We start from the raw sequence: 25,283 nt of genomic DNA on the forward strand, positions 1-25,283 counted from the left end.
TCGACACACCTCGCCGTGGACGCTTCGAGCCGTCGGCACCTCTCGCCATGAGCGCTTCGAGCCGTCGAAGCCCCGAACCGTCGAGTGCCTTCGACGCGCCGGAGCGGCCCCGCCGTCAGCCTCCGGTGCGCGAGCGCGCCTTGAACGCGGCCTTTCGCGCGTCCTTCGCCGACTTCCGGTCGCTGTGCAGCCGTCCCATCGCCTCCAGCACCTCGGCGGTCGCCGGGTGCTCCACCCGCCACGCCTCCTCGAAGAAGCCGCTGTGCTGTCCCGTCAACCCCTCGACCAGCTCCTGGAGTTCTTCCAGATCCCCGTCCGCCTCCAACTGGGCGGCGATCGTGTCGACGGCCAGCCAGAAGACCATCGTCTCGGAGGGCGCGGGCACATCGGCCGCGCCGCGCTCCGCGAGCCAGACCCGGGCCAGTCCGCCCAGTTCCGGGTCGTCCAGCACCGCGCGCACGGCGGGCTCCGCCTCCGGGCCGGCCAGGGACAGCGCCTGCTGGCAGTGGAGCCGGCGGACCGGCGCCGACCGGTCCGTCCCCCGTGCCGCTCCCAGCAGTTCGGCCGCGGCGGCCGCCGGTTCGCGGCCGGCGAGCCACTGCTCGACCTCGGCCTGGGCGGCGCCCTCCGGGTAGTACGCGACGCTGTCGAGAAGGACGTCCGCCCCCTTGTCCGCGAGGTCGCCGACCAGCGGCGCGTCCACGCCGGCCTCCAGCATGCGGGCCCTGATCCCGTACAGCCCGAGCGGGGTCAGCTTCACCATGCCGTACCGGGTGACGTCGTCCTCACCGGCCGAACCTGGCTCCTCGGCCTCCCCCGTCATCAACGCCTCGTCCACCGGTCGGTACGCGACGATCCCGATCGGCTCCAGCACCCGGAACTGGTCGTCGAGCCGCATCATCGCCTCCGACACCTGCTCCAGGATGTCGTCGGTGGGCTCGCCCATGTCGTCGGGGACGATCATCGACGCGGCGAGCGCGGGCAGCGGTACGGGTCCCTCGCCCACCTCGCCGTCGGCGACGGAGAGCAGATACAGATTGCCCAGCACTCCGTCGAGGAACTCCGCCTCCGCCTCCGGGTCCCAGTCCAGGGCGTCGAAGTCGACCGAGCCGTCCTCACCGATCAGATCGGCGAAGTCCTCGAAGACGGGCGCGGTGGCGTCGGCGTACACGGTCTCCAGCCCGTCGAGCCAGATGGAGAGGATGTCCTGCGGCGAGCCCCCGGCCAGCAGGGCAAGGTTCTCGCCCGCCGTGACGGTGCCCTCGGTGTCGTCGGTGTCGTCCCCGTCGGCGTCCTCCGGCTCCTCGAACTCGACGAGACCGGCGTCGACCGCGACCCGCCATGCCTCACTCGCGTACGCCGCGCCGTCCTCGTCCGCGGTGAGACCGAGGTGTTCGGCCGCCGCGGGCAGCTGTGCCTCGACGAGTTCGCCGCCCGCGCCGACCCGGGTCGTCGGCCCGGCCCAGCGGGCGAGTTCGACAGCGCGGGCGAGCAGCGGGGAGGCGAGCGCGTCCCGTGCCAGTTCGGCCTCTGTGTGCAGCCGCACCGGCGGCAGGGTGGGGCGCTCTGCGGACATCAGGTGGTTCTCCTCGGGGCATACAGAATTCAGGCTGCCCAGCGTAGACGTATTTCACCCCATGCCACCCGGTTCACCCGACGGCCGGCCGCCGTCCATCTGGAAGACCTTGACAACTCCGGTGCGCAGGCAAGAGATTGACGCGCGTAGACCTCTGTTCCACCGCCCACTCCACCCTCGAATCCCGCGGAGTCCGCGATGCCTGCCGTATTTCCCGGAACCACCACCGCAACCACCACCGTCTCCGCCGTCGTCGCCGTGGCCCTGGCAGCCGGTCTGCTGACCGGCGCGGCCACCACCGCGTCCGCGACCACCACCGCGTCCCCCGTCACCGCACGGGAGACCGTCACCGCGCGGGAAGCCGTCACCACCCCCGTCCGCATCCATGACATCCAGGGCACCACCCGGACGTCCCCGCTGGCCGGACAGCCGGTCGCCGGGGTCCAGGGCATCGTCACAGGCGTCCGGACGTACGGCTCGAAGGGCTTCTGGTTCCAGGACCCGCGCCCGGACGCCGACCCCGCGACCAGCGAGGGCGTCTTCGTGTTCACCAGCTCCACGCCCACCGTCGCGGTGGGTGACGCGGTCAACGTCTCCGGCACGGTCACCGAGTACGTCCCGGGCGGCCTCGCCTCCGGCAACCAGTCGCTCACCCAGATCACCAAGCCGGACGTCACCGTGACCTCGTCCGGCAACGCCCTGCCCGCGCCGGTCACCCTCTCCGAAGGGTCGGTGCCGTCCCGGTACGCCCCGGCGGGCGATCCCGCGGCGGGCGGCTCCGTCAACGGGCTGCGGCTGGCCCCCACCCGCTACGCCCTGGACCGCTACGAGTCGCTGGAGGGCATGAACGTCCGCGTCGGCACGTCCCGCGTGGTCGGCGCCACCGACGCGCACGCCGAGCTGTGGGTGACGGTCAAGCCGCACGAGAACGCGAACCGGCGCGGCGGCACGGTCTACGGCTCGTACACCGCGCAGAACACCGGCCGCGTGCAGATCCAGTCGCTCGTACCACTCGCCGAGCAGCCCTTCCCGAAGGCCGACGTCGGCGATGTGCTGACGGGCGGTGCGGAAGGGCCGCTGGACTTCAACCAGTACGGCGGCTACACCCTCACCGCCCGCATCCTGGGCACGGTGTCCGACCGCGGGCCGCGGCCCGGGACGACGCGCGGGCAGCGCGCGGGCGAGCTGGCGGTGGCCACGTACAACGTCGAGAACCTCGACCCGGGCGACCCGCGGGAGAAGTTCGACGCGCTGGCCGGGGCGGTCGTGCGCAACCTGGCGTCGCCGGACATCGTGGCGCTGGAGGAGATCCAGGACGACAACGGCCCGAAGGACGACGGTACGGTCTCCGCCGAGGAGACGCTGCGGAAGTTCACGGCGGCGATCGTGGCGGCGGGCGGTCCCGCGTACGAGTGGCGCGGCATCGACCCGGTGAACGACGCGGACGGCGGCGAGCCGGGCGGCAACATCCGGCAGGTGTTCCTGTTCAACCCGGCGCGGGTGTCGTTCACGGAGCGCGCGGGCGGCGACGCGACGACCGCGACCGATGTCGTGCGCGACCGGGGGCGCGCGGCCCTCACCCTCTCCCCCGGTCGCGTCGCCCCGTCCGACCCGGCATGGACCGACAGCCGCAAGCCGCTGGCGGGCGAGTTCACCTTCCGGGGCCGCACGGTCTTCCTGATCGCGAACCACTTCGCGTCCAAGGGCGGCGACGAGGCCATCACCTCGCACCACCAGCCGCCGACGCGTTCGTCGGAGATCCGGCGCCATGCCCAGGCACGGACCGTCAACACCTTTGTCAAGAAGCTGCTGAGCGTCCAGCGGAACGCCGACGTGCTGGTCATGGGCGACATCAACGACTTCGAGTTCTCCGGCACGACCGACGCGCTGACCGCAGGCCGCGTCCTGTACCCGGCCGTCGAGTCACTGCCCAGGGCGGAGCGTTACTCGTACGTCTACCAGGGCAACTCCCAGGTCCTGGACCAGATCCTGACGAGTCCTTCGATCAAGGACTTCACGTACGACAGCGTGCACATCAACGCCGAGTTCGCGGACCAGAACAGCGACCACGACCCCCAGGTGATCCGCTTCCGCCCCTGACCGGTCCCCGGCCCGTGTCCGGCTACCCGCCCGCGCCGAAGCTCAGCGCGGGCGTGTAGCGCCGCACACCTCCGCCGGTCAACCCCGGGTACGTCCGCACCCGCTCCCACTGCGGCGTCCTGGACCCGATCCCGGCACCGGGCGCGGCCAGCGCGTCGACGTGGGCCCGGGCGCTCTCCCACTCCGCGTAGTTGAGGACCCGGTCCCCGCCGACGCCGACGTGCAGGTGTGCCGAGATCCCGCCGGGTGCCGGTGCCGGATCGGTGCCCAGGGCCTCGAACACGGTGTCCACCCAGTCGCGTTGCCGCGCCCTGTCGGGGCCGTCGAACACGATGTCGACGATCACCACGCAGCCCGGCTCCGGCGCCTTCTCACGCATCCCCGAGCGGTACAGCTCGTACGAGTGCAACGAGAGCCGTTCGATCCCCGGCACGGCGGCGTCGATCTCGGCGTTCCGCTCGCCGCGCCCGTTGGACTCGTTCCGCACGAACTCCTGGTGGACCGCGTCACCGGCCCACTGGCTGTAGTGGAGCAGCGTCCTGCCGTCCTCCCCGACATGGACGGTGTACGAGAGCGGCCCCAGCTCCGGCCACTCACGACCGCTCCACGCCGCCCGGATCGCCTCGACCGTCTGCCGCTGACGCTCGGGGGTACCGACGTCCCAGGTACTGACCTTGACCAGTCCGACATCGGAACGCAGCAGATCCGGACGGGAGTTGAGCTGTGTGGCCACCATGACGCCGCCTCCTCACCGACGCCCTCCTGCGGTGCGCCGCTGATGGCCATGCTGGAACATCAAGTCCGATCGAGGTCAACAGCACGAAGGGGCGGCGCGCCACGGCCGGCCCACGGAGGACGCGCGGGCCGGGCGCACGCGTCCGCCCGGCCCGGATCGACGGACGGAGAAAGCTAGTTGTGGCTGTGCAGGATGTCGTTCAGGCCGCCCCAGACCGAGTTGTTCGGGCGGGCCTCGACGGTCCCGGTGACCGAGTTGCGGCGGAAGAGGATGTTCGAGGCGCCGGAGATCTCCCGGGCCTTGACGATCTGCCCGTCCGGCAGCGTGATCCGCGTACCGGCCGTGACGTACAGACCGGCCTCGACGACGCACTCGTCACCGAGCGCGATCCCGACGCCCGCCTCGGCGCCGATCAGGCAGCGCTCCCCGATGACGATGCGCTCCGTGCCGCCACCGGAGAGGGTGCCCATGGTGGAGGCGCCGCCGCCGATGTCGGAGCCGTCACCGACGACCACACCCGCGGAGATCCGGCCCTCGACCATCGATGTGCCCAGGGTGCCCGCGTTGAAGTTGACGAAGCCCTCGTGCATGACGGTGGTTCCGGCGGCGAGGTGCGCGCCGAGGCGGACCCGGTCGGCGTCGGCGATCCGCACGCCCTTGGGCGCGACGTAGTCCGTCATCCGGGGGAACTTGTCGACGGACGTGACCTGGAGGTGCAGACCTTCCGCGCGGGCGTTGAGCCGCACCTTCTCCAGGTCGTCGACGGCGACCGGACCGAGCGAGGTCCAGGCGACGTTGGCGAGGAGGCCGAAGAGCCCGTCGAGGTTCTGCCCGTGCGGCCGGACGAGGCGGTGCGAGAGCAGGTGCAGACGCAGATACGCGTCGTGCGCGTCGAGCGGCTTGTCGTCGAGCGAGGAGATGACCGTGCGGACGGCGACGACCTCGACGCCTCGGCGGGCGTCCACACCGGTGGCCCTGGCGGCGCCCTCGCCGAGGAGATTCACGGCGGTGTCGGGGTCCAGCCGTTCGGTTCCGGCCGGGCCGGGCTCCGCGGTGAGCTCGGGGGCGGGGAACCACGTGTCGAGGACGGTGCCGTCACCGGCGATGGTGGCGAGCCCGGCGGCGACGGCGCCGGTGGTGCGTACGGAGATCGTGTCGGTCATGACAGAAACCTAACCGCCGGGACACCACCGGAGCCAACCGGTCTCGCCGGGCGGTCACGGCACCGACGCCCGGACCACTCCCCAGCCCCGGCCCGGCCCCGCCTCCGACCGCCCCTCCATCGCCATCAGCCCGCCGCCGACCGCCCGCCGCCCTCCGCCCCACGGGGACTCCGCCCGGACGCGGGGCCTCCGCCCCGGTCGGCCGCCGATCCGGCGAAGCGCAGCGCCGACGGCCCCGTCCGGTGACGCTACGGTGTCCCGACCAGCACATACGACAAGCACATACGACAAGCACACACGACAAGCACACACGGCACGCACACAACGGAGCGGCAGTGACGCAGGACGCAGGGTGGGGCGGCGGCGCGTACGGGGGCGGGCCTCCGGGAGGCGCACCGCACGGAGGACCGCCGTACGGAGGACCCCCGGGGCCCCCGGGGCCGGGGTGGGGCTGGGGCGGCTGGACACCGCAGCCGCCCAAGCCGGGGGTGATACCCCTCGCGCCCCTCGACCTCGGGGCGATATTCAACGGCGCCTTCGCGACGGTGGGCCGCTACTGGAAGCAGTTGTTCGGCATCGGCGCGGTGGTGTACGGCGCCGTGGCGGTCCTGGTCGCCACGGCGATCCTCATCGCGTACGCGTCGGTCAGCGGCGAACTGCACGCGGTCATCCACCTCGGCCGCGACGAGGACCCCACCACGGAGCAGATCGTCCCGCTGGTCGTCGCCTTCGGCGTCGTCTGGCTCGTCTGCGCGCTCGTGGCCATGGTGAGCACGGCGATGATGTACGCGGCCGTGCCCGCCGTCCTCCAGGACGCGGTGCTGGGCCGGCCGGTGACCTTCGGTGCCGTCTGGCGCCGGGCCACGTCCCGCCTCCCGGCCGTGATCGGCACCGTGCTCCTGGTGTGCCTGATCGTGTTCGTACCGGTGCTGCTCCTGATGGGCGCGGTCGTCGCGACGATGATCGCCGTCATCTCCATGGACAACGACGCGACCCCGGTGCTGTTGATCTCCGTCGGTCTGCTCGGCGCTGCGGCGACCGGTCCGCTCTCGGTCTGGCTCGCGGTGAAGTTCTCGCTGGCCCCCACGGCCGCGGTGTTCGAGGAGCAGCGCCCGGTCGCGGCGCTGCGTCGTTCGGCCCTGCTGGTGCGCGGGGAATGGTGGCGGGTCTTCGGGATCACGGCGCTGGCCGGGATCGTGGCGAGCGCCGTGAGCTACTTCGTCCAGCTGCCGTTCAGCTTCTTCGGCATGCTCCCCGGCGCGGCCGGCATGTCCGGCCTCGGCCCCGACCCGGACCCGGTGTCGGTCATGTTCGCCATGGGCGGCTACCTGATCGTGATGGCGGTGGGCCTGCTGGTCAGCCAGTTCGCCACGTCGGTCCTCCCGCCGCTCGTCACCGGCCTGCTCTATGTCGACCGGCGCATCCGTACCGAGGATCTGGCACCGGTCCTCATCGAGGCCGCCGCGTCGGACCCGCCCCGGTAGGGGCGACGACGACCGGACACGGCCGTGCCCGCCAGGTTTCCTGGCGGGCACGGCCGTGCGGACCGGGCGGCGGGGTCCCGGCCGCGCGGGTGCTCAGACGTTGAAGCCCAGCGCGCGCAGCTGCTCGCGCCCGTCGTCCGTGATCTTGTCCGGGCCCCACGGGGGCATCCAGACCCAGTTGATCCGCAGTTCGTTGACGATGCCGTCGGTCGCGGACTTCGCCTGGTCCTCGATGACATCGGTCAGCGGACAGGCCGCGGACGTCAGGGTCATGTCGAGGGTGGCGATGTTCGCGTCGTCGACGTGGATGCCGTAGATCAGGCCCAGATTGACGACGTCGATGCCCAGCTCGGGGTCGACCACGTCGTACAGGGCCTCACGGACCTCCTCCTCGGAGGCCGGCCTGGTGGTCAGGGTCTCGTTCTCGCTCATGACGTCTTCCCTTCGGACAGCGCCTGCGCCGTCGCGTCTTTCCACGCCATCCAGCTCAGCAGCGCGCACTTGACCCGGGCCGGGTACTTCGAGACACCGGCGAACGCGACGGCGTCCTCCAGCACCTCCTCCATGGCCTCGTCCGGCTCCAGCTGTCCCTTGGACTGCATCAGCTCCAGGAACGCGGCCTGGATCTTCCGGGCCTCGTCGAGCTGTTTGCCGACCAGCAGCTCGTTGAGCACGGAGGCGCTGGCCTGGCTGATGGAGCAGCCCTGGCCCTCGTACGACACGTCGGCGACGGTCTCGCCGTCGTACTTCACCCGGAGCGTGATCTCGTCGCCGCATGTCGGATTGACATGGTGCACCTCCGCGTCGCCGTCCCGCAGACCGCGCCCGTGGGGGTGCTTGTAGTGGTCCAGGATCACTTCCTGGTACATGGAATCAAGCTTCACCAGTCAACCTTCAGCCGAAGAAGTTCCGGACGTGCTCCAGACCGTCCACCAGGGCGTCGACCTCGGCGGGCGTGGAGTACAGATAGAACGACGCTCGCGTCGTCGCGGGAATTCCGTACCGCAGGCAGACCGGCCGTGCGCAGTGGTGTCCCACCCGGACGGCGATGCCCTGCTCGTCGAGCACCTGGCCCACGTCGTGCGGGTGGATGTCGCCGAGCGTGAAGGAGATCGTCGCGCCGCGGTTCTCGGCCGTCGCCGGGCCGATGATCCTGAGGTCGGGGACCTCCAGGAGCCTCCGCACGGCGTACTCGGTGATCGCGTGCTCGTGCCGGGCGATCCTGTCCATGCCGATCGCGGTGAGGTAGTCCACGGCCGCGCCGAGGCCGACGGCCTGGGCGATCGGAGGCGTGCCCGCCTCGAACTTGTGCGGCGCGGGGGCGTACGTCGACGAGTGCATCGACACGGTCTCGATCATCTCGCCGCCGCCGAGGAACGGCGGCAGGTCCTCCAGGAGCTCCTGCCGCCCCCACAGCACGCCGATGCCGGTCGGACCGACCATCTTGTGGCCGGTGAAGGCCACGAAGTCGGCCTGGAGCGCCTGCACGTCGACCACCATGTGCGGGGCCGCCTGCGAGGCGTCCACGCAGACCAGGGCGCCGACCTGCTGGGCGCGGCGGATGATCTTCTCGACCGGGTTGATCGTGCCCATGATGTTGGAGACGAGGGTCAGGGAGACGATCTTCGTCTTCTCCGTGATGACCTCGTCGATCTCGGACAGGTCGAGGCGTCCGTCGTCGGTGATGCCGAACCACTTCAGCTGCGCGCCCGTGCGCTGCGAGAGCAGCTGCCACGGCACGATGTTGGAGTGGTGCTCCATCTCCGTGATGACGATCTCGGTCTCGCGGTCCACCCGGTAGGGCTCGTCGGCCCAGCCGAGCATGTTCGCCACGAGGTTGAGCGACTCCGAGGCGTTCTTGGTGAAGATCACCTCGTTGCGGCTCGGCGCGTTGATGAAGGCGGCGACCTTGTCGCGGGCGCCCTCGTACAGAGCGGTGGCCTCTTCGGCGAGCACGTGCACACCGCGATGGACGTTCGCGTTGTGCCGTTCGTAGTACCCGTTGAGTGCGTCGAGCACCTGGCGCGGCTTCTGCGAGGTCGCCGCGTTGTCCAGGTAAACGATCTTCTTCCCGTCGTGGATCGTGCGATCCAGGATCGGGAAGTCCTTTCGGATCGCCTCGGTGTCGAGGAGGCCGGGGAGCCCCTGTCGGGCGTCAGTCACGCGGAAGCGCCACCCTTCACGTATGCCTCGTAGCCCTCGTTCTCCAGCTTGTCGGCGAGCTCGGCGCCGCCGGACTCGGCGATGCGGCCCTGGGCGAAGACGTGGACGAAGTCGGGCTTGATGTAGCGGAGAATCCGGGTGTAGTGCGTGATCAGCAGCGTGCCGACCTCGCCGGACTCGCGGACCCGGTTGACGCCCTCGGAGACGACGCGCAGGGCGTCGACGTCGAGACCGGAGTCGGTCTCGTCGAGGATCGCGATCTTCGGCTTCAGGAGCTCCAGCTGAAGGATCTCGTGGCGCTTCTTCTCACCGCCGGAGAAGCCCTCGTTGACGTTGCGCTCGGCGAAGGCCGGGTCCATCTGGAGGCGCTCCATGGTCTCCCGGACCTCCTTCACCCAGGTGCGCAGCTTGGGCGCCTCGCCGCGGACGGCGGTGGCGGAGGTGCGGAGGAAGTTGGAGACCGACACACCGGGGATCTCGACCGGGTACTGCATGGCGAGGAAGAGACCGGCACGGGCGCGCTCGTCGACGGACATCTCCAGGACGTCCTCGCCGTCGAGGGTCACCGTGCCGCTGGTGATCGTGTACTTGGGGTGACCCGCGAGGGAGTACGCGAGGGTGGACTTGCCGGACCCGTTCGGGCCCATGATGGCGTGGGTCTCGCCCTGCTTCACGGTCAGGTCGACGCCCTTGAGGATCTCCTTCGTGGCCTGGTCGGCCTCGACGGTGACGTGCAGGTCGCGGATTTCAAGCGTTGCCATGGGTGACTCAGGACTCCTGGGTGACGGAGACGAGCACGGCTGCCGCTGCGTCGTCTCCTTCGATCTTGACGGGGTAAACGGGGACGGGGCGCGTCGCGGGAAGGCCGGACGGCTTGCCTGTGCGCAGGTCGAAGCGCGATCCGTGCAGCCAGCACTCGATCATGCAGTCCTCGACCTCGCCCTCGGACAACGACACGTTCGCGTGCGAGCAGATGTCGTTGATCGCGAACACCTCGCCCTCGGTGCGGACCAGGGACACGGGCGTGCCGTCGATCTCCACCCGCTTCGGGGTGTCGTCCTCCAGCTCGTCCAGCGCGCAGACCTTGACGAAGCCCATCAGACGGATGCCTTCAGCTCGGTCTCGATCTTCTCGAGGAGGCGGGCCTCGACGTCCGGCAGACCGATCTGCTGGACCAGCTCGGCGAAGAAGCCGCGCACGACCAGGCGGCGGGCCTCCTCGGCGGGGATACCGCGGGCCATCAGGTAGAACAGCTGCTCGTCGTCGAAGCGGCCGGTCGCCGAGGCGTGACCGGCGCCGACGATCTCACCGGTCTCGATCTCCAGGTTCGGCACGGAGTCGACCCGGGCCCCGTCCGTCAGGACGAGGTTGCGGTTCATCTCGTACGTGTCGGTGCCCTCGGCCCTGGCCTGGATGAGGACGTCGCCGATCCACACCGCGTGCGCGTCGTCGCCCTGGAGCGCGCCCTTGTACACGGCGTTGGACTTGCAGTGCGGGGTGTTGTGGTCGACCAGGAGGCGGTGCTCCTGGTGCTGGCCCTTGTCGGTGAAGTACAGGCCGAACAGCTCGGCCTCGCCGCCGGGGCCCGCGTAGGCGATCCGCGGGTGGAGACGGACGAGGTCGCCGCCGAAGGTGACGACGATCGACTTGAAGGACGCGTCCCGGCCGATCAGCGTGTTGTGCTGGCCGACGTGGACGGCCGTGTCGTCCCAGTCCTGGACGGAGACGACGGTCAGCTTCGCGCCGTCGCCGACGAGGTAGTCGACGTTGGCGGCGAGCACCGCGTCACCGGTGTGGTCGATGACGACGACGGCCTCGGCGAACGCCCCCAGCTCGATGACCTGGTGCCCGAACGCCACGCCGCCCTCACCGTGCACGGTGATCCGGACCGGCTCGGTCAGCACGGCCTCCTTGGGCACCGTGACGACCGACGCCGTCTCGAACGCGGAGTACGCCTGCGCGGCGACCCGGTCCACCGGGGTACCGGCCCGGCCGAGCCGGGCGTCGTCGCGGCCGACCGTCTCCACGGTCACGGAGTCAGGCGCGTCGATGGCGACCTTGATCCCGCCGCCGGTGGCGACCGCCGTGCCGTCGTGCAGCCCGCGCAGCCGGTCCAGCGGCGTGAACCGCCACTCCTCCTCACGGCCGTGCGGGACCGGGAAGTCCGCGACGTCGAAGGACGGGGGCGCGCTCATGCGCGTGGCGACGGTCGACTCGGCGGCCACCGCGATGGACCCGGCGGTGGTCGACCCCGCCGGAATGTTCTGAGCCTCAGCCATGGCTGTCGTTGTGCTCTCTTCCTACGTCAGAAATCTGTCGCTGCTTCGGGGGCGGGGCCGTTAGCCGACCGAGCCCTCCATCTGCAGTTCGATCAGCCGGTTGAGCTCCAGGGCGTACTCCATCGGCAGCTCCTTGGCGATCGGCTCGACGAAGCCGCGCACGATCATCGCCATCGCCTCGAACTCGGTGAGTCCGCGGCTCATGAGGTAGAAGAGCTGGTCCTCGGAGACCTTGGAGACGGTCGCCTCGTGGCCCATGGACACGTCGTCCTCACGGACGTCGACGTACGGGTACGTGTCCGAGCGCGAGATCGTGTCGACCAGCAGCGCGTCGCAGAGCACGTTGGACTTCGCGCCCGGCGCGCCCTCGCCGATCTCGATCAGCCCTCGGTACGAGGTGCGTCCGCCGCCTCGCGCCACCGACTTGGAGACGATGTTCGAGGAGGTGTTCGGTGCCATGTGGACCATCTTGGCGCCGGCGTCCTGGTGCTGGCCCTCACCCGCGAAGGCGATGGACAGGGTCTCGCCCTTGGCGTGCTCGCCCATCAGGTAGATGGCCGGGTACTTCATGGTGACCTTGGAGCCGATGTTGCCGTCGACCCATTCCATGGTCGCGCCCTCGTAGGCCACAGCTCGCTTGGTGACCAGGTTGTAGACGTTGTTCGACCAGTTCTGGATCGTCGTGTAGCGGCAGCGGCCGCCCTTCTTCACGATGATCTCGACGACCGCGGAGTGCAGCGAGTCGGACGAGTAGATCGGCGCGGTACAGCCCTCGACGTAGTGGACGTAGGCGTCCTCGTCGACGATGATCAGCGTCCGCTCGAACTGGCCCATGTTCTCGGTGTTGATCCGGAAGTAGGCCTGGAGCGGGATCTCGACGTGCACGCCCTTCGGCACGTAGATGAAGGAGCCGCCGGACCACACGGCCGAGTTCAGCGACGCGAACTTGTTGTCACCGACCGGGATGACCGTCCCGAAGTACTCCTTGAACAGCTCCGGGTGCTCCTTCAGCGCGGTGTCGGTGTCCATGAAGATGACACCCTGCGCCTCCAGCTCCTCGTTGATCTGGTGGTAGACCACCTCGGACTCGTACTGGGCCGCGACGCCCGCGACGAGGCGCTGCTTCTCCGCCTCGGGGATGCCGAGCTTGTCGTACGTGTTCTTGATGTCCTCCGGCAGGTCCTCCCAGGACTCGGCCTGCTTCTCGGTGGACCGCACGAAGTACTTGATGTTGTCGAAGTCGATGCCCGACAGGTCGGAGCCCCAGTTCGGCATGGGCTTCTTGCCGAAGAGCTTCAGTCCCTTGAGCCGGAGCTTGAGCATCCACTCCGGCTCGTTCTTCTTCTCCGAGATGTCGCGGACGACAGCCTCGGACAGGCCGCGCTTGGCCGCCGCGCCTGCCGCGTCGGAGTCGGCCCAGCCGAATTCGTACGTGCCCAGGCCATCGAGCTCAGGGTGGGCAGTCTCCGTGGGGAGCGTCATGCGGGGTTCCTCCCGGCCGTGCTTGCGGATGATGAGGTGGTGGTCTGTGGGGTGGGGTGCGCCGCGCCGCGCGGAATGAACGTCGTGCACACCCCGTCGCCGTGGGCGAGGGTGGCCAGACGCTGCACATGCGTCCCGAGCAGGCTGGAGAAGAACTCCGTCTCCGCCTCGCACAGCTGCGGGAACTGCTCGGCGACGTGCGCGACCGGACAGTGGTGCTGGCAGAGCTGCTCGCCCTGCTGGGGGGCCGGCGCGCTACGAGCCGTAGCAGCGTACCCGTCGGCCGACAGGGCCCTGGCGAGCGCCTCGGCCCGGCCGTCGGGCCCGGCGGCCTCGACCGCCGCGCGGTACGTCTCCGCCTGGGCGGCGAACCTGGCGCGGGCGAACGCGACCAGCGCCTCGTCCCCCGCCGTCTCCGCGATCCAGCGCAGGGCGTCGGCCGCCAGCTTGTCGTACGACTGGTCGAAGGCGTCCCGCCCCGAGTCGGTCAGGGCGAACGCCTTGGCGGGCCGGCCGCGGGTCCTGGCGCCGTGCACGCGCTGCTCGCGGGCCTGGACCACGCCGTCGGTGACGAGCGCGTCGAGGTGGCGGCGGACGGCGGCCGGGGTCAGACCCAGCCGCTTCGCCAGCTCGGTGACGGTGGACGGGCCGTGGTCCAGGATGGAGCGCGCGACCCGGTTGCGGGTGGACTGATCCGAACGCAACCCGGTCGCGGCCTCCCCCTGAGGGGACTGCGACGCCGCGCCCACGTATTTCACAACGCCATTGTTGCGTAATTCCGGCGACAGTGACAACAACGGTCCGGAACGATCTTTGGTGCGCTTCGTCACTTAGGGTCACCTAATTTCCGGGCGGGACGGCCCTGTACCGCCGCCCCCGCCCGGCCGGTGGCTCCGGCCCCGGCACTAGACTCACCGGCCATGAAGAGCGACCTCGTGGTCCAGGTCCGCGGCCTGGTCAAGCGGTACGGCACCAGGACCGCGGTGGACGGCCTCGACCTGGACGTCCGGGCCGGCTCGGTCACCGCGGTGCTCGGCCCGAACGGCGCGGGCAAGACCACCACCGTCGAGATCTGCGAGGGGTACCGCCGTCCGGACGCCGGTACCGTCCGGGTCCTCGGCCTCGATCCGGTCGCCGACGCGCCCCGGCTGCGTCCCCGGATCGGCGTGATGCTCCAGTCGGGTGGCGTCTACTCGGGCGCCCGCGCCGACGAGATGCTCCGCCACATGGCGAAGCTCCACGCGCACCCGCTGGACGTGGACGCCCTGATCGAGCGCCTCGGTCTGGCCGGCTGCGGCCGTACGTCCTACCGGCGGCTCTCCGGCGGCCAGCAGCAGCGGCTCGCGCTGGCGATGGCGGTCGTCGGACGCCCCGAGCTGCTGTTCCTGGACGAGCCGACCGCGGGCCTCGACCCGCAGGCCCGGCGGTCCACCTGGGATCTCGTACGGGAACTGCGCGCCGACGGCGTGTCGACCATCCTCACCACCCATTTCATGGACGAGGCCGAGGAGCTGGCCGACGACGTCGCCGTCATCGACGCGGGCCGGGTCATCGCCCAGGGCAGCCCCGAGTCCCTGTGCCGCGGCGGCGCCGAGAACACCCTGCGCTTCACCGGCCGCCCCGCGCTCGACCTCGGCTCCCTGCTGAAGGCGCTGCCGGACGGCTCGGAGGCCGCCGAACTCACGCCGGGCGCGTACCGCATCACCGGCCGGGTCGATCCGCAGCTGCTGGCCACCGTCGCCTCCTGGTGCGCCCAGCACGGGGTGATGGCGGACGGCATCTCGGTCGAGCGGCACACCCTCGAAGACGTCTTCCTGGAGCTGACCGGCAAGGAGCTGCGCGCATGAGCGCCGGAACGTACACCCCCCGGCCGGGCGCCGCCACGCTGCCCCGGATGATCGCCGCGCAGACCGCGCTGGAGACGCGGATGCTGCTGCGCAACGGCGAGCAGCTGCTGCTCACCGTCGTCATCCCGGCCCTGCTGCTCGTGCTGTTCGGCGCGGTCGACATCGTGGACACCGGGGCGGGCGATCCGGTCGACTTCCTGGCCCCCGGCGTTCTCGCGCTCGCCGTGCTGTCCACCGCCTTCACCGGTCAGGCCATCGCCACCGGGTTCGAGCGGCGGTACGGGGTGCTCAAGCGGCTCGGCGCGTCCCCGCTGCCGCGCTGGGCGCTGATGACGGCGAAGACGCTGTCGGTGCTGGTCACCGAAGTGCTCCAGGTCGTCCTGCTGACGGTGATCGCCTTCGCGCTGGGCTGGTCGCCGCACGGCAACCCGTTCGCCGTCGTCCTGCTGCTCGTCCTGGGCACGGCGGCCTTCTCCGGTCTCGGGCTGCTGATGGCCGGGACGCTGAAGGCGGAGGCCACACTGGCCGCGGCCAATCTCGTCTTCCTGCTGCTGCTGGTCGGCGGCGGGGTCGTCGTGCCGTTGGACAAGTTCCCGGACGGGGTGCGGTCGGCGCTCGAACTGCTGCCGATCTCGGCCCTGTCGGACGGTCTGCGGGACGTGCTCCAGCACGGTGCCCCGATGCCGTGGGGCGCGGCCGGGATTCTCGCGGTGTGGGCGGTGCTCGGCCTGGGCGCGGCGGCCAGGTTCTTCCGCTGGGAGTGACGAAGGTCCCGCCCTCCCTCGGCGGGGCGGCGCGGGACGGCCGCGCGCGGTACGCCGTACCGGGGTGAATTCGACCCCACTCGTCCCCCTCGTGAAAGCTTGCACAAGCCTCGGCTTACGATGGTGCGCGTGCCCAAGCTGACCCGAGCCGAAGTCGCTCAAGCCGTGCGGAACCCGCTCCGTCACATCGCCGAGCGGTGGACTCCCTCCCCCCGTACCGTCCGCAGGGCGGCCATGTCCGCCGTCGTGATGGCGGTCGTCATCGTCATCACGGGCGGCGCGGTGCGGCTGACCGGTTCCGGTCTGGGCTGCCCGACCTGGCCCAAGTGCACCGACGACAGCCTCACCACGACGAGTGCGATGGGCCTGCACGGCGTCATCGAGTTCGGCAACCGGATGCTGACGTACGTCCTGTGCGCGGCGGTCGGCTGGGCGATCATCGCCGCCCGGTCCGCGAAACCCTGGCGGCGCACCCTCACCAGGCTGGGCTGGGCGCAGTTCTGGATCGTCATGGGCAACGCGGTGCTCGGCGGAATCGTGGTGCTGGTCGGACTCAACCCGTACACCGTCGCGGCGCACTTCCTGCTCTCGACCGCGCTGCTCTCGGTGGCGGTGGTGACCTGGCAGCGGGTCGGTGAGGGCGACGGCGAGCCCCGTCCGCTGGTGGGCAGGGCGGTCTCGCAGCTGACCTGGCTGCTGGCGGTGGCGGCGGGGCTGCTGATCGCGGTCGGCACGGTCGTGACGGGCGCGGGCCGGCACGCCGGTGACTCCAGCGAGGTCCACCGCATTCCGCTCGACTGGACGATGATCACGCAGCTCCACGCGGATCTGGCGTGGGTCGTGGTGGCCCTGACGGCGGCGCTCTGGTTCGTGCTGAGGGCGGTCGACGCACCGGACGGGCCGCGCCGCCGCACCCGTGAGCTGTTCCTGGTGCTGCTGGGGCAGGGTGTGATCGGTTACGTCCAGTACTTCACGGACACCCCGGAGCTCCTGGTCGGGCTGCACATGTTCGGCGCGTGTCTGATGTGGATCGCGGTCGTCCGGGTACTGCTGTCGCTGCGCGAGCGCCCGGTGGCGGTCGCGCCGGCCGGCCCCGCCACCCCGGCCGAGAGCCAGGAGCCGGTGGCGGCGGGCTGAGCGAACGGCTCCCGCACATGCCGGCGGTACGGGCCCGTTCAGCCGTTGGAGGGGCCGCCGAGCTGGATACCGGCCATCCGGGTCCATTCGTACGGTCCCGTGCGCATCTTCGCCGCGAAGTCACCGTCCAGGGACTCGTGCACGGTGATCCCGGCCCGCTCCGTGGCGCTCCGGGCGATCTCGTGGGAGGGCGCGACGAGGTCGCCCCAGCCGCCGTCCTCGCCGACGAGGACGATCCGGGTGCCCGCTCGGCCCAGGTGGGCGAGCTGGCCCTCCGCGCCGCCGTGCGCCTCGGCGAACGCGCCGATCTCCCTGGCGAGCTTCGCCGACGTGCGCGCGTCGCGGGCGGCCCGCCTGCTCGCGGCCACCTGGTCAACCTGCTGGATCTCTGCCATGCACAGGATGCTACCGACGGGTAGTCCAACGGGCGACGGGCGGGGTACATGGCGTCGGCCACGTACCCCGCCCGTCGGCAGGTGTCGTATCGCGGAGGGTCAGCGCAGGAAGGGGTCCACCGCGACGGCGACGAAGAGGATCGAGACATAGGTGATGGACCAGTGGAACAGCCGCATCTCCTTGAGCTTCCCGCCGGTCACCCCGGCCTTCGCCCGGTTCTGGAGGCCGTGCGCCTCCCAGAGCCAGAAGCCGCCCGCGAGCAGCGCGACCGCCGTGTAGAACCAGCCGGTGTAGCCGAGCGGGGTCAGCAGCAGCGAGACGGCCACCATCACCCAGCTGTAGATGACGATCTGGCGGGCGACCACCCGGTTGGAGGCGACGACCGGCAGCATCGGGACACCGACCCGGGCGTAGTCCTCCCGCACCTTCATGGACAGCGGCCAGTAGTGCGGCGGCGTCCAGAAGAACATCACGGCGAAGAGGATGACCGGGGCCCACGACATCGAGTTGGTCACCGAGGACCAGCCGATGAGGACCGGCATGCAGCCCGCGATGCCGCCCCAGACGATGTTCTGCGAGGTGCGGCGCTTGAGGATCATCGTGTACACGATGACGTAGAAGAGCAGCGCGCCGAGCGACAGGGCCGCCGAGAGCCAGTTGACGAGCAGGCCGAACCAGACGGTGGAGAAGACCGCGAGGCCGATGCCGAAGGCCAGGCACTCACGCGGGCTCACCATGCCGGTGACCAGCGGGCGCTGCGACGTGCGGTCCATCAGCGCGTCGATGTCGCGGTCGATGTACATGTTGAGAGCGTTGGCGCCGCCGGCGGAGAGATATCCACCGAGACACGTGGTGACTACGAGCCACAGGTTGGGCACGTCCTGAGCGGCCAGGAACATCACCGGAACGGTGGTGATCAGCAACAGCTCGATGATCCGTGGCTTGGTAAGCGCCACGAATGCCTTGACGCGGGCCCCGAACGGGCGATGGCCCCCTGGGCTCGGAGTCAAGGCGACCCCTGCGGGTCGGGACTCGACGGCCGTCACGCACACCCCTGACAGAGAAATCCCAGCAAGCTCCGGGCGCGAGGGCCCGGTAAATACTTGCGCGAACCAGACCACTGTAGACGTTGGTCATGGTCCGTTCTCCGTCGGGGTGGGTCGTGTTGGAGCGCCGTCCCGGGGAAGGGACTCAGGTACCCGGGAGGCGAACTCCACGGGTGGCACGCACCCTGGAAAGCAGGCGATATCACGGGTTCTGTCGGAGGTAGGCTCGGCAGCGCCCGGTGCGGTAACCAGTCACCGGTTTACGACAGTGAGAGGAGCCCTGACTCAGGGTGAGCACCAAGCCGACCACCTCAGACCTTCAGTGGACCGAATTGGACCAGCGGGCCGTGGACACCGCCCGCGTACTCGCTGCGGACGCCGTCCAGAAGGTCGGCAACGGCCATCCCGGGACGGCCATGAGCCTGGCTCCCGCCGCCTACACCCTCTTCCAGAAGGTGATGCGGCACGACCCCGCCGACCCCGAGTGGACCGGCCGCGACCGGTTCGTGCTCTCGGCCGGGCACTCCAGCCTGACGCTGTACATCCAGCTCTACCTCGCCGGGTACGGGCTGGAGCTGGACGACCTCAAGGCCTTCCGCACCTGGGGCAGCAAGACTCCCGGACACCCGGAGTACGGCCACACCGCGGGTGTGGAGACGACGACCGGGCCGCTCGGCCAGGGTGTCGCCAACGCCGTCGGCATGGCCATGGCCGCGCGCTACGAGCGGGGTCTGTTCGACCCGGACGCCGCGCCCGGCACCTCGCCCTTCGACCACACCGTCTGGGCCGTCGCCGGGGACGGGTGCCTCCAGGAGGGCATCGCCGCCGAGGCGTCGTCGCTGGCCGGGCACCAGAAGCTGGGCAACCTCGTCCTGCTCTGGGACGACAACCACATCTCCATCGAGGGCGACACCGAGACCGCGGTCTCCGAGGACACCGTCGCCCGGTACGAGGCGTACGGCTGGCACGTCCAGCGCGTCGCGCAGCTGCCCGACGGGGACCTGGACCCGGCCGGTCTGTACCAGGCCCTCCAGGCCGCCAAGGCGGAGACCGGGCGCCCCTCGTTCATCGCGGCCCGTTCGATCATCGCCTGGCCCGCGCCGAACGCCCAGAACACCGAGGCCGCGCACGGCTCGGCGCTCGGTGGCGACGAGGTCGCGGCCACCAAGCGGGTCCTCGGCTTCGACCCGGAGCAGAGCTTCGAGGTCTCCGACGAGGTCATCGGTCACACCCGCCGGGCGGTGGACCGGGGCCGCGAGGACAGGGCCGAGTGGGAGAAGTCGTTCGCCGCGTGGCGCACCGCCTCCCCGGAGCGCGCCGCCGACTTCGACCGGATCGCCGCGGGCGAGCTGCCCGAGGGCTGGGAGGAGAAGCTTCCGGTCTTCGAGCCCGGTCAGGCCGTCGCCACCCGCGCCGCGTCCGGCAAGGTGCTGCAGGCGCTCGGCGAGATCCTTCCCGAGCTGTGGGGCGGCTCCGCCGACCTCGCGGGCTCGAACAACACCACGATCGACAAGACGTCGTCGTTCCTCCCGGTGGGCAACCCGCTGCCGGGCGCGGACCCGTACGGCCGCACGATCCACTTCGGCATCCGTGAACACTCCATGGCCGCGGCCATGAACGGCATAGCGCTGCACGGCAACACGCGTGTCTACGGCGGCACCTTCCTGGTGTTCTCCGACTACATGCGCAACGCCGTCCGGCTCTCCGCGCTGATGCACCTGCCGGTGACCTACGTGTGGACGCACGACTCGATCGGTCTCGGCGAGGACGGCCCGACCCACCAGCCGGTCGAGCACCTGGCCTCGCTCCGCGCCATCCCCGGCCTCAACGTCGTCCGCCCGGCCGACGCCAACGAGACCGCCATCGCCTGGCGCGAGATCCTGCGCCGCCACACCAAGGTGTTCGGCGAGGGCGCCCCGCACGGTCTGGCACTGACCCGTCAGGGCGTGCCGACGTACGAGGCGAACGAGAACACGGCCAAGGGCGGCTACGTGCTCTTCGAGGCCGAAGGGCCCGAGGGGGAGACCGCGGAGCCGCGGATCATCCTGATCGGCACGGGTTCCGAGGTGCAGCTCGCCGTCGAGGCGCGCGAGCAGCTCCAGTCCGACGGCGTCCCGACCCGCGTGGTGTCGATGCCGTCGGTCGAGTGGTTCGAGGAGCAGGACCAGGAGTACAAGGACAGCGTCCTGCCCCGGTCCGTGAAGGCACGCGTCGCCGTCGAGGCCGGCATCGGCCTGACCTGGCACAAGTACGTCGGGGACGCCGGGCGGATCGTGTCGCTGGAGCACTTCGGTGCCTCGGCCGACGCGAAGGTCCTCTTCCGCGAGTTCGGCTTCACCGCCGACGCCGTGGCCTCCGCCGCCCGGGAATCTCTCGCCGACGGCACGCGCTGACGCCCATATACGACCAGTAGGAGATGCATTCTCATGACAGACGCACTCAAGCGCCTCTCCGACGAGGGCGTGGCGATCTGGCTCGATGACCTGTCACGCAAGCGGATCACCTCCGGCAATCTCGCCGAGCTGATCGACCAGCAGCACGTCGTGGGTGTGACCACGAACCCGTCGATCTTCCAGAAGGCGATCTCGCAGGGCGACGGTTACGACCGCCAGCTCACCGACCTCGCCGCCCGCGAGGTCACCGTCGAGGAAGCCATCCGCATGATCACGACGGCCGACGTCCGGGACGCGGCCGACATCCTGCGCCCGGTCTTCGACGCCACGGACGGCCAGGACGGCCGGGTCTCCATCGAGGTCGACCCGCGGCTGGCCCACAACACGCGGGCCACGACCGCCGAGGCCAGGCAGCTGGCCTGGCTGGTGGACCGCCCGAACACGCTCATCAAGATCCCGGCGACGGAGGCCGGTCTGCCGGCCATCACCGAGACCATCGGCCTGGGCATCAGCGTCAACGTCACGCTGATCTTCTCGCTGGAGCGCTACCGCCTGGTGATGGACGCGTACCTCGCCGGTCTGGAGAAGGCCAAGGAACGCGGTCTCGACCTCTCCAAGATCTACTCGGTGGCCTCGTTCTTCGTGTCCCGGGTGGACACCGAGATCGACAAGCGGCTCGACGCGCTGGGCACCCCCGAGGCCGAGGGCCTCAAGGGCAAGGCGGCTCTCGCCAACGCCCGTCTGGCGTACCAGGCGTACGAGGAGGTCTTCGCCTCCGACCGCTGGGCGGCCCTGGACAAGGCGCACGCCAACAAGCAGCGTCCGCTCTGGGCCTCCACGGGCGTCAAGGACCCGGCGTACAAGGACACCCTGTACGTCGACGACCTGGTCGCGCCCGGCACGGTCAACACCATGCCCGAGGCGACCCTGGAGGCCACCGCCGACCACGGGCGGATCACGGGCAACACCGTCGCCGGCACGTACGAGCAGGCGCGCGCCGACCTCGACGCGATCGAGAAGCTCGGGATCGCGTACGACGACGTGGTGCGGCTGCTCGAACGCGAGGGCGTCGACAAGTTCGAGGCGTCCTGGACCGACCTGCTCAAGTCCACCGAGGCCGAGCTCAAGCGCCTCGCCCCCTCGAAGGGCTGACCATCTTGTCTGGTGTTCCCGGAGCCAATCCGCTTCGTGACGCACAGGACCGGCGGCTCCCGCGCATCGCGGGGCCGTCGGGCCTGGTCATCTTCGGCGTCACGGGCGACCTGTCCCGCAAGAAGCTGATGCCCGCCGTCTACGACCTGGCCAACCGCGGTCTACTGCCGCCCGGCTTCTCGCTGATCGGGTTCGCGCGCCGCGACTGGGAGGACGAGGACTTCGCGCAGGTCGTCCATGACGCCGTGAAGCAGCACTCCCGTACCCCGTTCCGTGAGGAGGTCTGGCAGCAGCTCATCCAGGGGATGCGTTTCGTCCAGGGCAACTTCGACGACGACGAGGCCTTCGAGACGCTGAAGGCCACCATCCAGGAGCTCGACAAGGCGCAGGGCACGGGCGGCAACTTCGCCTTCTACCTGTCCGTACCGCCGAAGTTCTTCCCGAAGGTCGTCCAGCAGCTCAAGAAGCACGGGCTGGCGGACCAGAAGGAGGGTTCCTGGCGGCGCGCGGTCATCGAGAAGCCGTTCGGCCACGACCTCGCCAGCGCGCAGGAGCTCAACCAGCTCGTGCACGACGTGTTCCCGCCCAACGAGGTCTTCCGGATCGACCACTACCTGGGCAAGGAGACGGTCCAGAACATCCTGGCGCTGCGGTTCGCCAACACGATGTTCGAGCCGGTCTGGAACAGGTCGTACGTCGACCACGTCCAGATCACCATGGCCGAGGACATCGGCATCGGCGGCCGGGCCGGCTACTACGACGGCATCGGCGCCGCCCGGGACGTCATCCAGAACCACCTCCTCCAACTGCTCGCGCTCACCGCCATGGAGGAACCGGGCTCCTTCCACCCGAAGGCGCTGGTCGCCGAGAAGCTGAAGGTCCTCACGGCGGTGGAGCTGCCGGACGACCTCGGCAAGCACACCGTCCGGGCGCAGTACGACCACGCCTGGCAGGGCGGTCAGGAAGTCCTCGGTTACTGCGAGGAGGACGGCATCGACGCCAAGTCGAAGACCGACACCTTCGCGGCGATCAAGCTGACGATCAACAACCGCCGCTGGGCGGGGGTGCCGTTCTACCTCCGTACCGGCAAGCGGCTCGGCCGCCGGGTCACCGAGATCGCGGTCGTGTTCAAGCGCGCCCCCTACCTCCCCTTCGAGTCCGGCGCGACCGAGGAGCTGGGCGGCAACGCCCTGGTCATCCGGGTGCAGCCGGACGAGGGGGTGACCGTGCGCTTCGGTTCGAAGGTGCCCGGCACGTCCATGGAGGTGCGGGACGTCACGATGGACTTCGCGTACGGCGAGTCCTTCACGGAGTCCAGCCCGGAGGCGTACGAACGGCTCATCCTCGATGTGCTGCTCGGCGACGCCAACCTCTTCCCCCGCCACCAGGAGGTCGAACTCTCCTGGAACATCCTCGACCCGATCGAGAAGTACTGGGACACGCACGGCAAGCCCGCCCGGTACCCGGCCGGTACCTGGGGCCCGGCCGAGGCGGACGAGATGCTCGCACGCGACGGACGGAGCTGGCGCCGGCCATGAAGATCGATCTCACGGAAACCACGTCCAGCAAGATCAACCAGGCACTGGTGGCGGCCCGCCGCGCGGCGGGAGCACCGGCCATCGGCATGGTGCTGACGCTCGTCATCGTCACCGACGAGGAGAACGCCTACGACGCCCTCAAGGCGGCGTCCGACTCCTCCCGCGAGCACCCGTCGCGGATCATCGCGGTGATCAAGCGGGTCAGCCGTTCACCGCGCAGCCGGCGCGACGCGCGGCTCGACGCGGAGGTCCAGGTCGGTTCCGACTCGGGCAGCGGCGAGACCGTGGTCCTGCGTCTGCACGGCGAACTCGCCAACCACGCCCAGTCGGTGGTCCTGCCACTGCTGCTGCCGGACGCCCCGGTCGTGGTGTGGTGGCCGGAGGACGCGCCCGGGGAGCCGGCGAAGGACCCGTTGGGCGCACTCGCCCAGCGCCGGATCACGGACGCCTACTCGGCGGCGGAGCCGATCGCCGAGCTGGCGAGGCGCGCCAAGACGTACAGCCCCGGCGACACCGACCTCTCCTGGACCCGCATCACGCCGTGGCGTTCCATGCTGGCGGCGGCGCTCGACCAGCACGCGGTCGAGGTCGTCTCGGCGGCGGTCGAGGGCGAGAGCGAGAACCCGAGCTGTGAACTGCTCGGCATGTGGCTCGCGGACCGGCTCGACGTACCGGTGACGCGTACGTTCTCCGACGGTCCCGGTCTGACGGCCGTACGGCTGGAGACGAAGGACGGGGTCATCGTCCTGGACCGTGCCGACGGTTCGCTGGCCACCCTGGCCATGCAGGGGCAGCCGGACCGCGCGGTGGCGCTCAAGCGGCGGGAGACCGCCGAGCTGCTGGCCGAGGAGCTGCGGCGCCTCGACCCGGACAACACCTACGCGTCCGCGGTGAAGTTCGGCGTGGAGCGGCTGGGCGGACCCACGGAGCGGGTCTCCGCCAGGTCCGCCGACTCGGGCAGGTCGACGGACTCCGGCGAGTCCGCCGACTCCGCGAAGTCCGAGAAGTCCGGGAAGTCCGAGAAGGACGCACCCGCCGCTCCGGCGGCGAAGAGGGCTCCGGCCAAGAAGGCGGCGGCGAAGTGAACACCCCGCAGCTGGTCGTGCACCGCGACAAGGAGCTGATGGCGCGAGCCGCGGCGGCCCGGCTGGTCACGCGGATCGTGGACGCCCAGTCCGCGCGTGGCCACGCCTCGGTGGTGCTGACCGGCGGGCGCAACGGCAACGGCCTGCTGGCCGCACTCGCCGAGGCGCCCGCGCGGGACGCGGTCGACTGGACGCGGCTCGACCTGTGGTGGGGCGACGAGCGGTTCCTGCCGGCCGGCGATCCGGAGCGCAATGTCACGCAGGCCCGTGAGGCCCTGCTCGACTCGGTGCCGCTGGACCCCGCACGGGTGCACGCGATGCCCGCGTCGGACGGTCCGGCGGGCGACGACCCGGACACCGCGGCCGCCGCGTACGCCGCCGAGCTGGCCGCCGCGGCCGGTCCGGCGGGGCACGGCACGGTCCCGGAGTTCGACGTGCTGATGCTGGGCGTCGGCCCGGACACCCATGTCGCCTCGCTCTTCCCCGAGTTGCCCGCGGTACGGGAGACCGGGCGCACCGTCGTCGGTGTGCACGGCGCGCCCAAGCCGCCGCCGACCCGGATCACCCTGACGCTGCCCGCGATCCGGGCCGCGCGCGAGGTGTGGCTGCTGGCGGCGGGCGAGGACAAGGCGGAGGCGGCGGCCATCGCGCTGTCGGGCGCCGGGGAGATCCAGGCCCCGGCGGCCGGCGCGTACGGCCGTGACCGCACCTTGTGGCTGCTCGACGCGGCGGCGGCCTCCCAGCTGCCTCCCGCGCTGTATCCGCACGCCATTCCCTGACGCCCGGTCAGGTCTGGCCCTGACGCCCGGTCAGGACTGGCAGGACTGGCAACTCAGGTTCGATCAGGTCCGGTTCGCCGCGGCTCAGGGGCCGCGGCGGCGAGGGCGGCAGAAGGCGGTACCACCGGCACGACCGGTGGTACCGCCTTCTCGCACGTCCTGG

The 25,283-nt window shown here is 70.6% G+C and carries 23 protein-coding genes; 10 read left to right on the forward strand and 13 right to left on the reverse strand.

What is annotated here, in order from left to right; genetic code table 11:
• Positions 1-115 precede the first annotated feature (115 nt).
• A complete protein-coding gene (locus tag PZB75_RS05125; protein WP_275534087.1) occupies positions 116-1,576 on the reverse strand; it encodes a hypothetical protein in 1,461 nt (486 codons plus the stop codon).
• A 198-nt stretch (positions 1,577-1,774) separates the two neighbouring features.
• On the opposite strand from PZB75_RS05125, the gene PZB75_RS05130 reads away from it, so the two are divergent.
• Complete coding sequence (locus PZB75_RS05130; RefSeq protein WP_275534088.1) at positions 1,775-3,676, forward strand: endonuclease/exonuclease/phosphatase family protein; 1,902 nt, start codon at positions 1,775-1,777, stop codon at positions 3,674-3,676.
• A gap of 22 nt (positions 3,677-3,698) precedes the next feature.
• Here PZB75_RS05130 and PZB75_RS05135 read toward each other — a convergent pair whose 3' ends face one another.
• Positions 3,699-4,412: an antibiotic biosynthesis monooxygenase gene (locus PZB75_RS05135; RefSeq protein WP_275534089.1), complete on the reverse strand. Its 714-nt coding sequence runs from the start codon at positions 4,410-4,412 to the stop codon at positions 3,699-3,701.
• 173 nt (positions 4,413-4,585) lie between these two features.
• Positions 4,586-5,575 (reverse strand): 2,3,4,5-tetrahydropyridine-2,6-dicarboxylate N-succinyltransferase, encoded by a 990-nt coding sequence (gene dapD / locus PZB75_RS05140; protein ID WP_275534090.1) that lies wholly within the window; start codon positions 5,573-5,575, stop codon positions 4,586-4,588.
• 488 nt (positions 5,576-6,063) lie between these two features.
• Here dapD and PZB75_RS05145 point away from each other — a divergent pair, with 488 nt between their 5' ends.
• Positions 6,064-7,059 carry a hypothetical protein gene (locus tag PZB75_RS05145; protein ID WP_275534091.1) on the forward strand — a complete coding sequence of 332 codons (996 nt, stop codon included), beginning with the start codon at positions 6,064-6,066 and terminating at the stop codon, positions 7,057-7,059.
• 93 nt (positions 7,060-7,152) lie between these two features.
• Here the strand turns inward: PZB75_RS05145 and PZB75_RS05150 are convergent, their stop codons facing one another.
• Genes PZB75_RS05150 through PZB75_RS05185 form a run of 8 tightly spaced genes read right to left on the reverse strand, consistent with a single transcriptional unit; the run spans position 7,153 to position 13,741 of the window.
• Positions 7,153-7,491, reverse strand: coding sequence for a metal-sulfur cluster assembly factor (locus PZB75_RS05150; protein ID WP_275534092.1), 339 nt, complete (start codon positions 7,489-7,491; stop codon positions 7,153-7,155).
• The gene (gene sufU, locus PZB75_RS05155; protein WP_275534093.1) at positions 7,488-7,943 is read right to left on the reverse strand and encodes a Fe-S cluster assembly sulfur transfer protein SufU; all 456 of its coding nucleotides are present in this window, start codon (positions 7,941-7,943) and stop codon (positions 7,488-7,490) included. The genes PZB75_RS05150 and sufU overlap by 4 nt, the downstream gene beginning before the upstream one ends.
• Positions 7,944-7,953: 10 nt before the next feature.
• A complete protein-coding gene (locus PZB75_RS05160; RefSeq protein WP_275534094.1) occupies positions 7,954-9,222 on the reverse strand; it encodes a cysteine desulfurase in 1,269 nt (422 codons plus the stop codon).
• Positions 9,219-9,983: a Fe-S cluster assembly ATPase SufC gene (gene sufC, locus PZB75_RS05165; RefSeq protein ID WP_275534095.1), complete on the reverse strand. Its 765-nt coding sequence runs from the start codon at positions 9,981-9,983 to the stop codon at positions 9,219-9,221. Before sufC ends, PZB75_RS05160 begins: the two co-directional genes overlap by 4 nt.
• Before the next feature lie 7 nt (positions 9,984-9,990).
• Positions 9,991-10,320 (reverse strand): non-heme iron oxygenase ferredoxin subunit, encoded by a 330-nt coding sequence (locus PZB75_RS05170; protein WP_275534096.1) that lies wholly within the window; start codon positions 10,318-10,320, stop codon positions 9,991-9,993.
• Entirely contained in the window at positions 10,320-11,501 is a 1,182-nt protein-coding gene (gene sufD / locus PZB75_RS05175) for a Fe-S cluster assembly protein SufD (RefSeq protein WP_275534097.1), read from the reverse strand. The genes PZB75_RS05170 and sufD overlap by 1 nt, the downstream gene beginning before the upstream one ends.
• Positions 11,502-11,561: 60 nt before the next feature.
• Complete coding sequence (gene sufB, locus PZB75_RS05180; RefSeq protein WP_275534098.1) at positions 11,562-12,983, reverse strand: Fe-S cluster assembly protein SufB; 1,422 nt, start codon at positions 12,981-12,983, stop codon at positions 11,562-11,564.
• The gene (locus PZB75_RS05185) at positions 12,980-13,741 is read right to left on the reverse strand and encodes a metalloregulator ArsR/SmtB family transcription factor (RefSeq protein ID WP_275534099.1); all 762 of its coding nucleotides are present in this window, start codon (positions 13,739-13,741) and stop codon (positions 12,980-12,982) included. Before PZB75_RS05185 ends, sufB begins: the two co-directional genes overlap by 4 nt.
• Before the next feature lie 162 nt (positions 13,742-13,903).
• Between PZB75_RS05185 and PZB75_RS05190 the strand changes: the two genes are divergently transcribed.
• The 3 genes from PZB75_RS05190 (at position 13,904) to PZB75_RS05200 (ending at position 16,731) form a co-directional block, all read left to right on the forward strand.
• A complete protein-coding gene (locus PZB75_RS05190; RefSeq protein ID WP_275534100.1) occupies positions 13,904-14,830 on the forward strand; it encodes an ABC transporter ATP-binding protein in 927 nt (308 codons plus the stop codon).
• Complete coding sequence (locus PZB75_RS05195; protein ID WP_275534101.1) at positions 14,827-15,594, forward strand: ABC transporter permease; 768 nt, start codon at positions 14,827-14,829, stop codon at positions 15,592-15,594. The genes PZB75_RS05190 and PZB75_RS05195 overlap by 4 nt, the downstream gene beginning before the upstream one ends.
• Positions 15,595-15,714: 120 nt before the next feature.
• Positions 15,715-16,731 carry a COX15/CtaA family protein gene (locus tag PZB75_RS05200; RefSeq protein WP_275534102.1) on the forward strand — a complete coding sequence of 339 codons (1,017 nt, stop codon included), beginning with the start codon at positions 15,715-15,717 and terminating at the stop codon, positions 16,729-16,731.
• Positions 16,732-16,769: 38 nt separating this feature from the next.
• On the opposite strand, the gene PZB75_RS05205 is transcribed toward PZB75_RS05200, so the two are convergent.
• Complete coding sequence (locus tag PZB75_RS05205) at positions 16,770-17,126, reverse strand: hypothetical protein (RefSeq protein WP_275534103.1); 357 nt, start codon at positions 17,124-17,126, stop codon at positions 16,770-16,772.
• 99 nt (positions 17,127-17,225) lie between these two features.
• Positions 17,226-18,179 (reverse strand): heme o synthase, encoded by a 954-nt coding sequence (locus tag PZB75_RS05210; protein ID WP_275534104.1) that lies wholly within the window; start codon positions 18,177-18,179, stop codon positions 17,226-17,228.
• Between the two features lie 284 nt (positions 18,180-18,463).
• Between PZB75_RS05210 and tkt the strand changes: the two genes are divergently transcribed.
• Genes tkt through pgl form a run of 5 tightly spaced genes read left to right on the forward strand, consistent with a single transcriptional unit; the run spans position 18,464 to position 25,120 of the window.
• Entirely contained in the window at positions 18,464-20,566 is a 2,103-nt protein-coding gene (gene tkt, locus PZB75_RS05215; RefSeq protein WP_275534105.1) for a transketolase, read from the forward strand.
• A gap of 33 nt (positions 20,567-20,599) precedes the next feature.
• The gene (gene tal / locus PZB75_RS05220; RefSeq protein ID WP_275534106.1) at positions 20,600-21,718 is read left to right on the forward strand and encodes a transaldolase; all 1,119 of its coding nucleotides are present in this window, start codon (positions 20,600-20,602) and stop codon (positions 21,716-21,718) included.
• Positions 21,719-21,723: 5 nt separating this feature from the next.
• A complete protein-coding gene (gene zwf, locus PZB75_RS05225; RefSeq protein WP_275534107.1) occupies positions 21,724-23,256 on the forward strand; it encodes a glucose-6-phosphate dehydrogenase in 1,533 nt (510 codons plus the stop codon).
• On the forward strand, positions 23,253-24,341 hold the full coding sequence (opcA, locus tag PZB75_RS05230) for a glucose-6-phosphate dehydrogenase assembly protein OpcA (RefSeq protein ID WP_275534108.1): 1,089 nt from the start codon (positions 23,253-23,255) through the stop codon (positions 24,339-24,341). The genes zwf and opcA overlap by 4 nt, the downstream gene beginning before the upstream one ends.
• The gene (gene pgl / locus PZB75_RS05235; protein WP_275534109.1) at positions 24,338-25,120 is read left to right on the forward strand and encodes a 6-phosphogluconolactonase; all 783 of its coding nucleotides are present in this window, start codon (positions 24,338-24,340) and stop codon (positions 25,118-25,120) included. The genes opcA and pgl overlap by 4 nt, the downstream gene beginning before the upstream one ends.
• Positions 25,121-25,283 lie beyond the last annotated feature (163 nt).

Source organism: Streptomyces sp. AM 4-1-1, from assembly GCF_029167625.1.
In the GTDB taxonomy this organism is placed as follows: domain Bacteria; phylum Actinomycetota; class Actinomycetes; order Streptomycetales; family Streptomycetaceae; genus Streptomyces.

Coding starts and splice junctions, on each gene's coding strand:
- dapD (WP_275534090.1), bottom strand. CDS start 5,575: ATGACCGACACGATCTCCGTACGCACCACCGGCGCCGTCGCCGCCGGG.
- PZB75_RS05125 (WP_275534087.1), bottom strand. CDS start 1,576: ATGTCCGCAGAGCGCCCCACCCTGCCGCCGGTGCGGCTGCACACAGAG.
- PZB75_RS05130 (WP_275534088.1), top strand. CDS start 1,775: ATGCCTGCCGTATTTCCCGGAACCACCACCGCAACCACCACCGTCTCC.
- PZB75_RS05135 (WP_275534089.1), bottom strand. CDS start 4,412: ATGGTGGCCACACAGCTCAACTCCCGTCCGGATCTGCTGCGTTCCGAT.
- PZB75_RS05170 (WP_275534096.1), bottom strand. CDS start 10,320: ATGGGCTTCGTCAAGGTCTGCGCGCTGGACGAGCTGGAGGACGACACC.
- PZB75_RS05190 (WP_275534100.1), top strand. CDS start 13,904: ATGAAGAGCGACCTCGTGGTCCAGGTCCGCGGCCTGGTCAAGCGGTAC.
- sufC (WP_275534095.1), bottom strand. CDS start 9,983: ATGGCAACGCTTGAAATCCGCGACCTGCACGTCACCGTCGAGGCCGAC.
- sufD (WP_275534097.1), bottom strand. CDS start 11,501: ATGGCTGAGGCTCAGAACATTCCGGCGGGGTCGACCACCGCCGGGTCC.
- PZB75_RS05195 (WP_275534101.1), top strand. CDS start 14,827: ATGAGCGCCGGAACGTACACCCCCCGGCCGGGCGCCGCCACGCTGCCC.
- PZB75_RS05205 (WP_275534103.1), bottom strand. CDS start 17,126: ATGGCAGAGATCCAGCAGGTTGACCAGGTGGCCGCGAGCAGGCGGGCC.
- PZB75_RS05150 (WP_275534092.1), bottom strand. CDS start 7,491: ATGAGCGAGAACGAGACCCTGACCACCAGGCCGGCCTCCGAGGAGGAG.
- tal (WP_275534106.1), top strand. CDS start 20,600: ATGACAGACGCACTCAAGCGCCTCTCCGACGAGGGCGTGGCGATCTGG.
- sufB (WP_275534098.1), bottom strand. CDS start 12,983: ATGACGCTCCCCACGGAGACTGCCCACCCTGAGCTCGATGGCCTGGGC.
- PZB75_RS05200 (WP_275534102.1), top strand. CDS start 15,715: ATGGTGCGCGTGCCCAAGCTGACCCGAGCCGAAGTCGCTCAAGCCGTG.
- opcA (WP_275534108.1), top strand. CDS start 23,253: ATGAAGATCGATCTCACGGAAACCACGTCCAGCAAGATCAACCAGGCA.